General features: G+C 65.0%; 11 protein-coding genes. All 11 read right to left on the bottom strand.

Translation table 11 applies throughout. The annotated features are described in order from the left end of the window. Positions 1 to 62: 62 nt before the first annotated feature. Entirely contained in the window at positions 63 to 506 is a 444-nt protein-coding gene (fliJ, locus tag BTO32_RS01260) for a flagellar export protein FliJ (protein WP_076722627.1), read from the bottom strand. Then, positions 506 to 1,897, bottom strand: coding sequence for a flagellar protein export ATPase FliI (gene fliI / locus BTO32_RS01255; RefSeq protein WP_076722626.1), 1,392 nt, complete (start codon positions 1,895 to 1,897; stop codon positions 506 to 508). Before fliI ends, fliJ begins: the two co-directional genes overlap by 1 nt. Further along, positions 1,878 to 2,684, bottom strand: a complete 807-nt coding sequence (locus tag BTO32_RS01250) for a flagellar assembly protein FliH (protein ID WP_076722625.1) — start codon at positions 2,682 to 2,684, stop codon at positions 1,878 to 1,880. Before BTO32_RS01250 ends, fliI begins: the two co-directional genes overlap by 20 nt. Continuing rightward, the gene (gene fliG, locus BTO32_RS01245) at positions 2,684 to 3,724 is read right to left on the bottom strand and encodes a flagellar motor switch protein FliG (protein ID WP_076722624.1); all 1,041 of its coding nucleotides are present in this window, start codon (positions 3,722 to 3,724) and stop codon (positions 2,684 to 2,686) included. The genes BTO32_RS01250 and fliG overlap by 1 nt, the downstream gene beginning before the upstream one ends. Further along, a complete protein-coding gene (fliF, locus tag BTO32_RS01240) occupies positions 3,717 to 5,429 on the bottom strand; it encodes a flagellar basal-body MS-ring/collar protein FliF (protein WP_076722623.1) in 1,713 nt (570 codons plus the stop codon). The genes fliG and fliF overlap by 8 nt, the downstream gene beginning before the upstream one ends. Before the next feature lie 15 nt (positions 5,430 to 5,444). Beyond that, positions 5,445 to 5,813, bottom strand: coding sequence for a flagellar hook-basal body complex protein FliE (fliE, locus tag BTO32_RS01235; RefSeq protein ID WP_076722622.1), 369 nt, complete (start codon positions 5,811 to 5,813; stop codon positions 5,445 to 5,447). Positions 5,814 to 6,059: 246 nt separating this feature from the next. Beyond that, a complete protein-coding gene (locus tag BTO32_RS01230) occupies positions 6,060 to 7,475 on the bottom strand; it encodes a sigma-54-dependent transcriptional regulator (protein WP_076722621.1) in 1,416 nt (471 codons plus the stop codon). 12 nt (positions 7,476 to 7,487) lie between these two features. Continuing rightward, positions 7,488 to 8,726 (bottom strand): sensor histidine kinase, encoded by a 1,239-nt coding sequence (locus BTO32_RS01225; protein ID WP_076722620.1) that lies wholly within the window; start codon positions 8,724 to 8,726, stop codon positions 7,488 to 7,490. 165 nt (positions 8,727 to 8,891) lie between these two features. Next, a complete protein-coding gene (locus tag BTO32_RS01220) occupies positions 8,892 to 10,340 on the bottom strand; it encodes a sigma-54 dependent transcriptional regulator (RefSeq protein ID WP_076722619.1) in 1,449 nt (482 codons plus the stop codon). A gap of 70 nt (positions 10,341 to 10,410) precedes the next feature. Further along, positions 10,411 to 10,740, bottom strand: a complete 330-nt coding sequence (locus BTO32_RS01215) for an SOS cell division inhibitor (RefSeq protein WP_076722618.1) — start codon at positions 10,738 to 10,740, stop codon at positions 10,411 to 10,413. A 74-nt stretch (positions 10,741 to 10,814) separates the two neighbouring features. Further along, the gene (locus tag BTO32_RS01210; RefSeq protein ID WP_076722971.1) at positions 10,815 to 12,173 is read right to left on the bottom strand and encodes a DUF1329 domain-containing protein; all 1,359 of its coding nucleotides are present in this window, start codon (positions 12,171 to 12,173) and stop codon (positions 10,815 to 10,817) included. Positions 12,174 to 12,334: the final 161 nt, after the last annotated feature.

The following is a 12,334-nucleotide window of genomic DNA, read 5'->3' as shown; positions in this document are numbered from 1 at the left end:
AGTGCCGTCCTCAAGGGGTAAGGATAGCTGACCGCAAGGGCTTTGCATGGCTCCGGTGGGGGTTATTGCTGGCGACGGGCGAAGGCGCGGCCCGCAGACTCGTCCGCCAGCTTCTGGTCACGGGCGTCCTGTTCCCGCTGCTCCTGCTGACGGCAACGGTCAATGTACTTTTCCATACCCCGCCGCCGTTCCCAGGCCCGCAGCCAGTCCTGACGACAGTTCTCGAACTGCCGCTCCGCCTGATCCAGCAGGCGCTGCTGCTGCTGGATGACCGCATCCAGCTGGCTGACGAACGCCTGCCAGGACTGCAAGCGGGCCGCCGACACCGGGCCCTCCCGGCCCTGGCGCATCTGTGCTTGGTATTCCTGCTGATAACGTTGCAGGTTCTGCACCTGCTCCAGGTGCTGCTGCATGCGCTCGCGGGCCTCGGTCAGACGCTCCAGCGCCGCCTGCTCCTTGCGCTCTTCGACCGCCAGCACCACCTGCAACCGCCTGGACCGCAGCATCAGCTAGCCTCCCGACCGGCCGATGGATTGGGAACAGCGGCTTTGCGCCGTTCGGGCGAACGCCGCTCGGGCACCACCGCCATCAGCTGTTCGATGCTGTCCGCCAGGGGCGCGCGCTCGTGCAATCCCTGTTGCAGGAACTGGCGCATGGCAGGCATGTGCTGAATGGCAAAATCGGTTTCCGGGTCCGAGCCCTGAACATAGGCACCGACGCTGATCAGATCCCGCGCCTGCTGGTAACGGGAGTAGACCTGTTTGAACCGCTGAGCCCGGGAGAAGTGGTCGGCATCGGTGACCTGGGGCATGACCCGGCTGATCGAGGCCTCCACGTCGATGGCGGGGTAGTGCCCCTCCTCCGCCAGGCGCCGGGACAACACGATGTGGCCGTCCAGAATGGCCCGGGCAGCATCGGCGATCGGATCCTGCTGATCATCCCCCTCTGTCAACACCGTGTAGAAAGCGGTAATCGAGCCACCGCCAGGCCGACCATTGCCGGTCCGCTCCACCAGCTGCGGCAGCTTGGCGAACACCGAGGGCGGATAGCCCTTGGTCGCCGGAGGCTCCCCCACCGCCAGGGCGATTTCCCGCTGCGCCTGGGCGTAGCGGGTCAGGGAATCCATCAGCAACAGCACCCGCTTGCCCTGATCCCGGAAATATTCCGCGATGCGGGTGGTCAGCATGGCCGCCCTCAGCCGCATCAGCGGGGAATCGTCCGCCGGCGAGGCCACCACCACCGAGCGGGCCAGCCCCTCCGGGCCGAGGATGTCCTCGATGAACTCCTTGACTTCACGCCCCCGCTCGCCAATCAGGCCAACCACGGTGATGTCGGCGTCGGTGAAGCGGGTCATCATGCCCAGCAGCATGCTTTTGCCCACGCCGCTGCCGGCGAACAGGCCCAGCCGCTGCCCCTGCCCCACCGTCAGCAAAGCGTTGATGGCGCGGATGCCCACATCCATGGATTTCCGGACCGGCGCCCGGTTCAAGGGGTTGATGATGTCTCCGGACAGGGGCACCCGGGCTTCCGCCTGAAGCGGCCCCTGGCCGTCCAGTGGCTCGCCGCTGCCACCCAGTACCCGCCCCAGCATCTTCGGCCCCACCGGCACCCGGCTTGCGGACGACAGGGGGATCACCCGGGCACCCGGGCGCAGGCCATCGATCGCGGTCAGCGGCATCAGATAGACCCGCTCCTCCTCGAAGCCGACCACTTCTGCCTCCACCCGGGCTGAACCCTGGCCTTCCACCAGGCAACGGTCTCCGACCACCATCGGGCACCCGACACATTCCAGGGTCAGCCCCACCATGCGGGTCAGGCGACCGGACAGCTCCGGTGCCGGCGCGCGGGTCAGGCTCCGCTGCAACCGGTCGAGCCGGTCAACCAGTCGGGAGGTCATCGGCTCCGCTCCCGGAGGCGTCATCCGGCGGCGCTGTGTCGCCGGCGTCGAACGAATCTTCCAGCATGCTCTGCACCGCCCGCTGGAAACGTTTTTCCACGGTGAAGTCCACCAGACTGTGACGGGTTTCCACCCGGCAGCCGCCGGGTGTCAGGGTCTCGTCCTCCAGCACCGAGGCCGCCGCGTCCAGGCGCTCGGCAACTTCGCGCACAGGCTCCAGGTCATCCGGATGCACGTGAATCCGCACATTGTCCGCGGTTGACGGCAGGGCCTCCAGAGCCCGGCGGACCACCTGACGGATCTGGGAGGAGTCCATCGACAGTTCCCGGTAGACCACGGCCCGAGCCAGGGCGGTGGTCAGGTTGACCAGGGCCTCCGTCACTTCTTCCTCGTGACGTCGGATCGGCTGGACCAGCTCCGCCAGCCACTGCTCCAGGCGGGCGAGCTGTTCGCTCACGGCGGCACGGGTTTCCTGATAGGCCTGGGCCTGCCCCTGCTCCCGGCCTTCCGCGAGCCCGGCCCGGTGCCCCGCCTCGTGCCCCTGCGCCCGGCCCTCGGCCAGGCCCGCCTGATAACCGGCGTCCCGGCCTTCCCGGTAACCGTCCTCGTGGGCGGCCTGGCGAATGGCTTCCAGATCCGCCGCCGTCAGAGGCTTGAGGTCACGCTCCTCCTCCCGGGGCACTTCGTTGCCCTGCTCGTCGAGCAGCGGCAGCTCCCACCGTTCGTAGGCGGTCAGCTGTTCCTTGGGAATCCGCTGGGGTGTTTTGAAGGCGTCGGAGTCGCTCATCACATCATTTCTTCACCGGCGCCGCCGAGGGTGATCTCGCCGGCCTCAGCCATGCGCCGGGCAATGGTGATAATGTCTTTCTGGGCCGATTCCACCTCGCTGACCCGGACCGGTCCCTTGGCTTCGAGGTCGTCCTGGAGCAATTCCGCCGCCCGCTTCGACATGTTCTTGAATATTTTCTCTTTGACGCTGTCGTCCGCGCCCTTGAGCGCAACCACCAGGACCTCGGAGGACACTTCCCGCAGCAACGCCTGGATGCCCCGGTCGTCCACGTCCTTGAGGTTGTCGAACACGAACATCAGGTCCTCGATGGTGGAAGCCAGATCGGGATCCATGTCCTTGATGGCGTCCATCAGGCTGCCCTCGATGGAACGGTCCATGAAGTTCATGATATCCGCCGCCCGCTTGACACCGCCGATTCGGCTGGTCTGCGCGGCGGAACCGCCGGAGAACTGTTTTTCGAGAATGTCGTTGAGTTCCTGAAGGGCCTGGGGCTGAACGCTTTCCAGGGAGGCAACCCGCATCATCACGTCGAGCCGGACCTTCTCGTCCAAGCTGGCCAGGATTTCAGCGGCCTGGTCCGGGTCCAGGTAGGAGATGACAATGGCCTGAATCTGCGGGTGTTCATAGCGGATGATGTCGGCCACCGCGCGTGGTTCCATCCATTTCAGGGTGTCCAGGCCGGTGGTGTTGCCGCCGACCAGGATGCGGTCGATCAGGCTGGCGGCCTTGTCCTCGCCCAGCGCCTGGGTAAGCATGGTGCGGATGTACTCGTCGTTGCCGACCCCCAGGCCGGTCTGGCCGCCCACGGCCTCGACGAACTCATTCAGGACATAGGCGACGTCATCCTTGCTGACGTCCTTCATCTGCGCCATGGCCACACCCACCCGCTGGACTTCCTTCGGCCCCATGTGCTTCAGGATTTCCGCCGCGTCCGCCTCGCCCAGGGACATCAGTAGAATCGCCGCCTGCTCTACCCGGGGAATCTTGCGTTGCGGTTTTTTCGGGGCGTTGTCGCCCTGGCCGGCTTGATCAGTCATCCACGTTCACCCACTGGCGCATGACCTGCGCGACCCGGGCCGGGTCTTCCGCGATCAGGCCCTTCAAAGCGTTCAGTTGCCTATCATAGCTGTCGGTGGCGCCCGGCAAAAGCAGTTCGTCGTGGGAGGCCATGGCTTGGCGGAGAGCATCCCCCCCTTCCAGTTCATCCAGCCCACCGTAGCCCGCCTCCGAATCGCCGCGCCGGCTTTCCTGGCCACCGCCGGACAGGGTCCGGAGCGTCGGTCGCAGCAGGCCCAGGACCAGCACCAGGATCACCAGGCCTGCCAGCACCTGTTTCATCAGGTCCCAGAACCAGGGCTGCTCCCAGAACCCCGGTGTCTCGAATTCGATGGCCTCCTCCGGCGCGAAGGCGGTGTTCATGACCGTTACGCTGTCACCGCGTACGGCAGAGTAACCCACCGCATCGCGAACCAGCATGCTCAGGCGCTGAAGCTCCTGTTCCGGCCAGGGCTGATAGCTGACCTCGCCGGTGGCCGGGTCCACCACTTTCATGTCATCCACCGCCAGCGCCACGGTCAGTCGCTTGATGCGGCCACGCTCCTGCCGCCGGTAGCTGACGGTCCGGTCCAGCTCGTAGTTGCGGGTCGCCTCCTGGCGCACGTTCACCGGCGGCGGCGTCTGCTGGGCGGCGTCACCGGCTCCCGTGCCCGCATCCACCTGCTCCGGCACGGTGGGGTTGGCGGGCGGCTGGTTGGACAAGGCGCCGGGGATGCCCACCGGGCCGCTGCCCGCGGTGCGCTGCTCGGTCAGTTCACGCTCGCTGCGCACCGCCTGCTGTTCGGGATTGAACAGTTCCTCGGCCTGCTCCACCGCCGAGAAGTCCAGGTCCGCAGTCACCTCAGCCCGGTACCGCCCCTCGCCCACGATGGGGGCGATGATGGAGGCCACCCGGCGGGTCAGGCGCTCTTCCACCTTGGCGGTGTATTCGTACTGTTCCTGAATCAGGTCCGCCTCGCTGCGACGGTCGTTGCCGGTCAACAGGTTGCCGTTCTGGTCAACCACGGTCACCCCGTCCTTTTTCATCATCGGGACACTGCCGGCCACCAGATTCACAATGGCGGCGATCTGCTCCTGATCCAGGCGACGACCGGCGAACACTTCGAGGAACACCGAGGCCGACGGTTCCCGGGCATCGCGCACGAACACCGAGCGCTCGGGAATCGCCAAGTGCACCCGGGCACTGCGAACCCCCCGCATGCTGCCGATGGTCCGGGCCAGCTCGCCCTCCAGCCCACGGCGATAGCTGATGGTTTCCATGAACTGGGACGTGCCGAGCCCCCGCTCCTGATCGAGCAGCTCGTAACCCATGGCGCGCTGGTCCGTCACGCCTTCGGCGGCGAGCTTGAGGCGAGCGTTGTAGACCTGATCCGACGGCACCAACAGCGCCCCGGTCCTCGGGTCCATCTTGTAATCAATGCCGTTGCTGTCCAGGATCGCGGTCACGTCCTGCGGGTTGTAGGAGGACAGGTCGCCCACCACCGGCTGATAGTTCGGTTCCTGGGCCCAGAGCACCACGGCCACCCCCAGGGCCACGCTGGCGGCAAGGCCGACCATCAGACCGATCTGCCGCAGCAGGGTCAGGCGGTTGAAACCGAGCAGCAGGTCGCTGCGCCCTTCTTCGGACGCCCGGCCCTGGGTCGCGGGCACGTCGGTCTGGGTGGTTTCGGCGGGTACGCTGGCCATCTCGGTGCTCCGTTATCAGATCGGCATGTTCATGATGTCTTCATAGGCCCGAACCACCCGGTTGCGCACCTGGGTCAGCGCCTCGAAGGAAACCGACGACTTCTGGGCGGCAATCATGACCCGGGTCAGATCGACGTTGGGGTCCCCCAGTTCATAGGCGGTGCGCAGGTCACTGGCGGTCTGCTGGAGGTCGTTCACATGGTTCACCGCCTGCCCCAGCATGTCGCCGAAGCTCGGCACCTCGCGGCTTTCATCGACTCGGCGCGGGCGATCGACGCCGCCGCGCACATGGGCCTCCTGCTCAACACGCTGATTCTGCATCATCTGCGCGCGCAAGTTGCGAATCTCGGACAGAACGCTGTTGATGTCGGCACGTTGTACCATCACTCTCTCCTGGGGCCGTCGGGTGTTGGACGGCCGGCCTGTTAGAACTCGGACAGGCACACCTAAGCAAATCTTGGGCCATTCACTTTTTTTAATTTATTTTCATTACGTTACGGAAACAAAATTACGACCAGACGCGCCCCATGTCGGGGTTTTGACGGTGCTTGGCGCCCGGTAGAAAGGGCCACGGCCGGGATAAAAAAGGCACCCCGAGGGGTGCCGACACGAAGGAGTCCGGAGTTACGGTCAGGCCAGGGCGAGCTCGGCTTCGAGGTCGATGCCCGCGTCGCGCATCTGGGCCAGCTTGTACCGCAGGGTGCGGGGGCTGATGCCCAATTGTTCCGCCGCCCGGTTGCGCCGCCCGCCCGCCTTGCGAAGGGTCTCGATGATGATGCGGAATTCCTGCTGGCGCAGGTCGTCCCCCAGGGAGGCGGCCGACGGACTTGGCGCCGACTCAGGCTCCGCCTGCTCCACAGCGACCGGCACCGGAGACGGCATCGCCGGGGGCGCTGGCATCGGCCGACCGGTGATGCCCAGGTCCAGGCACAGGTCACCGGCATGAATGACGTTCCCCTGGTGCAGTACCAAGGCCCGTTGTATGGCGTTGTCCAGCTCTCGCACATTGCCGGGCCAGGGATGCCGGACCAGGGCCTCCCGGGCGTCGTCGGCCAGGGTGATGCCGGTGAGCTTCATCTTGCGACAGTGCTTCCGGAGCAGATGGCCGGCCAGCGGCAGGATGTCCAGCGGGCGTTCCCGCAGGGGCTGCCAGTGCATCGGGAAAACCGTCAGACGGTAGTACAAATCCTCCCGGAAGCGGCCCTCACGGACCGATTCCGCCAAGTCCCGGTTGGTGGTCGCAATCACCCGGACATCCAAGGCGATGGTCTTGCGTCCACCCACCCGTTCCACTTCCCGTTCCTGAAGAACCCGGAGCAGCTTGGCCTGCAGTCCCAGTTCCATTTCCGAAATCTCATCCAGCAGGAGAGTCCCGCCGTTGGCCTGCTCGAACTTGCCCGGCGCGGACGCCACCGCGCCGGTAAAGGCGCCTTTTTCGTGACCAAACAGAATGGCCTCCAGCATGTTCTCGGGAATGGCGGCGCAGTTGATCGCCACGAACGGCTGCCCGGCTCTTGGGGAATGCTGATGGATGTATCTGGCCAGCACCTCCTTGCCGGTACCGCTCTCGCCGGAAATCAGAACCGTGGAATCCGAGTTCGCCACCTTGGCCGCCAGCTGGAACATGCGCTTACTGACCGGGTCTTCCGCCACCGGCTCGTCCGCGGAGGCCCGGCGTACACCGCCCACCACCCGGGTCACCGCGTCCACCAGCACCTGGGGCTCGAACGGCTTGACCAGGTAGTCGATGGCTCCGGCCTGCATCGCAGCCACCGCGTGGCTGATCTGGCCATAGGCGGTAATCAGCATCATCGGCAGCCCCGGGTACCGACGCTGCACCTCGGCCAGCAGCTCGTGGCCTGACAGCCCGGGCATGTTGACATCGCTCACCACCATGTCGACCGGAGACTCCGCCAGACGCGCCAGCGCATCCTCGGCACAGGCCGCCTCCCGGACCCGGAATTTTGCCAGTTCCAGGGTTGTCACCAGGGCGTCCCGCAGGTCGTGGTCATCTTCAACGATCAATATCTGGGCGTTATGGGCCATGATGTTCTCCACTCACGTTCGGCGCGTCAGCAGGGGCAGGGTCAAGGTCGCGACCGCCCCGCCCGACTCCGGAGCCTCGATGGTGAACTGCCCCTGGTGGGCCTTGGTCACCGCCTGAACCACCGCCAGCCCCAGGCCGGTACCATGGGACTTGGTGGTATAGAAAGCCTCCAGCAGCCGAGCCGTTTCTGACGCCGCAAACCCGGGCCCGTTGTCCGACACGCGAATCACCAGAGTGCCGGGCAGGTTCTCGACGGTTACGACCACCCGGGACGCACCGGCCTCCAGGCTGTTGTTCACCAGATTGGTACAAGCGCCCACCAACGCGTCGCGGTTGCACATCAGCGTGGCCCGCGCTTCGCTCCGGTCGTCCAGCTCGACCCGGGTAGCGGGCACCGTGCGGACACCCTCCAGGGCCGAGGACAGCGCCGACACCAGAGTCGCCACCGGCAGTTCTTCTGCCAGCCGGGTCTCGCCCCGGGCAAAGATCAGCATATCCCGCACCTGCTGCTCCAAGTGCGTCAGCCGGGACATCAGCCGCTCGGCACAGCGCCGGCGCAGTTCATCGTCCAGGTCGTCCTGGCTCAGATGCCCGCCGTAAAGAATCGCCGCCGACAGGGGCGTGCGAATCTGGTGCGCCAGGGAGGCGACCATCTTGCCCATGGCCGACAGGCGCTGGGCATGCGCGAGCTGCGCCTGCAGCTGACGGGTTTCCGTCATGTCGGTCAGCAGGATCAGCTGTCCGGGCTGGTTTTCCATGGTGCGAATTTCAATGCTGACACGCCGGCCGTCCTTCAGGGACACCTCGTGGCCGTCATCCCGTCTCGGCGCGAAGCAGCGCCGGATCACGTCCACCCAGCGCTCGCCCTCGAGGGGCTCCCCCAGCAGCGACACCGCCGCCGGATTGACCTGGGCCACCACGCCCTGGCTGTCGAGCACCACCACGCCGGCGGGCAGGGCCTTGAGCAGGGTGGTCAGGCGATCGGCCAGACGCTCCTTCTCCTCCAGTTCCTGCTGGCGCTGCAGCGACTCCTGGGTCAGTTCACCAGAGAGCTGGTTGACCCGGGATTCGAGCGTACGGTAGGAATCGGTGATCTGCCGGGACATCCGGTTGAAAAGCTCAAGCGCGGAATCGACCGCCTCGCCCCCCTGTTGGGGGAACAACGCGGTCACGCGGTCGTTGGCGTCCGCCGCCGCATTGCCCTGGGCGACGCGGCTTTCGGCATTCATCGCAACCTGTGCCTGACTCATACTTCTCGCTCCCTGACGGCCCACGGGGCGGGCCGCACCCGTAGGATTTCTCGTTTACGAGCGAACAAGCCAGGACTGTGCCAACTTGAATTTCTTCTTTATTATCAAAAAGTAAGGAAAACGAGGGATGGCCTAGTGACGATTTTACGTCGGGGCGGGAGGGCCTCAGCCCTCCTCCGCCTCCTCGCGCAGGCCGTACTTGCGGACTTTCTCGACCAGGGTGGTCCGTCGAATGCGGAGCTTCTCAGCGGCCCGGGCCACAACCCCACCGGCCTCGTTGAGGGCCTGCTGAATCAGCTGTTTTTCCAAATTGGACAGGTAGTCCTTGAGGTCGATGCCGTTCACCGGCAACAGCGCCGGGGCATCGAGACCGACCAGCCCGGGCACGCCCGACGGCATACCGGCATCCTCCACCGGGCGGTTCTCGTCGTAGTCATCCACGTACCGGAACTTCTTTGGCAGCTCCTGGACGCCGATGACGCCGTAGGGGTGCATGATCGCCAGCCGTTCCACCAGGTTGGCCAGCTCCCGGACATTGCCTGGCCAATCGTGGCGGCACAGGCTCATGATCGCGGCGGAATTGAGGCGGATGGAACCCCGCTTTTCCTTTTCCATCCGGGAGATCAGCTCGTTGATCAGCAGCGGAATGTCCTCCACCCGGTCACGCAGCGCCGGCATCTCAATGGGGAACACGTTCAGCCGGTAGTACAGATCCTCCCGGAAGTCTCCGGACTCGATCATCAGCTCCAGGTTCTTGTGGGTCGCGGCAATGATCCGGACATCGGCGGTCTGGGTGCGGTTGCTGCCCACCCGCTCGAACGTGCGTTCCTGCAGCACCCGCAGGATTTTCACCTGCATGTTCAGGGGCATGTCGCCGATCTCGTCCAGGAACAGCGTGCCGCCCTCAGCCATCTCGAAACGCCCGACCCGGGCGGTAATGGCGCCGGTGAAGGCGCCTTTTTCGTGGCCGAACAACTCGCTTTCCAGCAACTCCGCGGGGATCGCGCCACAGTTAACCGGCACGAAGGGCCTGTCGCGACGGGATGAGTGATAGTGCAGGTTGCGGGCCACCACTTCCTTGCCGGTTCCGGATTCGCCGGTGATCAGGACGCTCACGTCCTTGTCCGCCACCTGCTCCATCAGGCGACGGACCTCCTGCACCTTGCGGCTGGTGCCCACCAGGCTGCGGAACAGTTGCGGAGCCCGCTGCCGGCCCCGCTCCAGGGAGTGACCGTACTGTTCCCGGAACACCTGGGCCCGATACAGGGAATCGACAAACTTGGTGTAGCTCAGCGGCCATTCCAGGCGGGCAATCACCCGACCGGCCACCTCGTCGTTCAGGCCCTTGAGCTCCGGGTCACCGACCACCAGCAGGGGGAGACTCCGGGACGCTTTGCAGACCATACCGACCCAATCCCGGACTCGGCCATCCTCACCGTTCAGGATCGCCACCGACACGTCCGCCAGCTCGTCCTCGCCCGCCTGCCGCAAGAGCGCCAACGCATCGTCACCGCACAGGACCTGTTCCTCGCCGACAAACTCCAGAATGGTCGTGATATCCCGGCCTCGCAGGTCGTCGTCACTCAGCACCAGCACCTTGTTATTTTTGGACATTCACCACAATCTCTTTGGGGATTTGTGCGGTATTTAAGACTGTAAGCCAGGGCGAGTCAATTTTATGACGCTATTTGCCCCGGTTTGCGGAAACATTCCGGTAGGCCTGGGCCGCCGACCGGTTGCGACTCAAGCCTTTCAGCTCCTTTTCCGCTGAATGGCGGGCCTCCGAGGCCTGCCGGTTCGCCTCCTCGACGAACTGCTGCAGCTCCGACAGCCGGGTACGGACCGCCTCGGCGTCCAGCTCGCCGGAGCGCAGCGCCGCCATGGCCGGCGCCACCGCCGCCGGAACCCTCGCATTCAGCTCCGACAGACGACTCCAGTCCTGCTCAGCCAGGGCCCGGCCGAGCTCGGCCAGCAGATGGTCCAGGGTATCCAGATGGGATTGGGGGGTGGTCATGTCAACAGTCTCCTAATGCCAGTTCCTGCATCATGGCCGGCCATCCCGCGAACCACAAGCCCCCGCCGCCCGGATCAGCGACGGGCCGCCCGCCGCGCGGCGGACGCGGTGAAGTCCTTGGCCCGGAACCCTGGCCTGAAATCGTACGCCGGAAAGCCGTCATTCAGGCCGTCGACGTAATAGCGCCGGGCTTTCAGATCGTAGGTCATCTCCATCGTGGTCCAGAACACCGGCTCACTGTAAAAGCTGATGTTATGGGCCTCGGAGACCCGCCACAGGGCGCCGGCGGCGTCGTATTCCTCGGACGCCAGGATCTGCCAGCTGTCCTCGTCGACGTAAAACACCCGGCGGTGGTAGATATGACTGATGCCGGTGCGCAGGGTTGCCTCGACCACCCAGACCCGGTGCAGTTCATAGCGCGTCAGTTCCTGGTTGATGTGGCGCGGCCGGATCACGTCGTCGGGCCTGACCCGATCGTCGTGCAGCCGGTAGGCATTGTAGGGAACGTAGATCTCCCGCCTGCCCTTCAGGCGCCAGTTGTACTGGTTGGGCGCACCGTTGTACATGTCCTTCTGATCCACGGAGCGCAGGGAGGACGCGTTGGGCAGGTCCGTTTCGTAGGCCAGGTTGGGAGACCGCCGCAAGCGTCGAGAGCCGGCATCATACCGCCAGGCCAGACGCGGCGAGCGGATCTGGTCCAGGGTTTCGTGTACCAGGGTCAGGGTGCCGGCCAACGCCGAGGGCGACAGGGTTTCGGTCTTGAGATAGAAAATCTTGTTGTCGATGTCCGCCAACGTCGCCCCCTTCTTGCTGTAGGCAACGAAGTAGTCATACTGGCTGACCACCGGATTGTAGGAACCGTCCGTCTGGGGCGTGGCCGCGGCGCTGCGAAATGAGATCTCCTCGCCCCGATAACGCAGGATATGGTTCCAGATCACCTCCAGACCGTTGCCGGGAATCGGAAAGGGGCTGGTCATGATGGTGTTCCGCACACCGTTGCCGTTTTCCAGCAGCTCGGCGGACACCGCGTTTTCACGGAACTTCGCGTACACATGCTCGGGAAAAGCGGCCGTACGACGGGTCTGGTAGACCGGCATGAAAAAATCCGGGCCATACTCGGAGAGCAAGCGAATATGGCCGTCGGTCAACCGGTCCCGGTACAGTGGCAGGTTGTCTCGGGTGATGACGAACAGCGGGCGGTCGTCGGGAAACGGATTCACCTCCACCTGGCCGCGCTGCCAGCCCGGCGGCGGCGTGGCCAGGCCCCCGGTCCAAGGTGGAATGGTGCCAGAGGCGTTGCCGCCCCGCTCCGCACCCACGGGCGTCAGGTCCCGGTCGAGCCTGGCGGCCTCTTCCGGGGTTACTTTCGACACGGCCTGACCGGCCATGCCCCACAGCAGCACGGCGATCCCCGCCATCATGCGGCTTCGCATATCCACCTCCAGCGATTCGTTTGACGCCTGCTTTTTGCCAAATTCAAACGACCGTTTCAAGTGAATGTTTGTTTTTTCTTGTACACAGGTATGAGGTGCCGGATGCAGCATTGATGGGCAGAAAATGTTACACTGGCAACCTTTCATCCGAAGATCCGGCC

It is taken from the genome of Marinobacter lutaoensis (assembly GCF_001981305.1).
In the GTDB taxonomy this organism is placed as follows: domain Bacteria; phylum Pseudomonadota; class Gammaproteobacteria; order Pseudomonadales; family Oleiphilaceae; genus Marinobacter; species Marinobacter lutaoensis.
The sequence above is the reverse complement of the archived record's forward strand: the minus strand, read 5'-3'. Positions and strand labels throughout refer to the sequence as shown.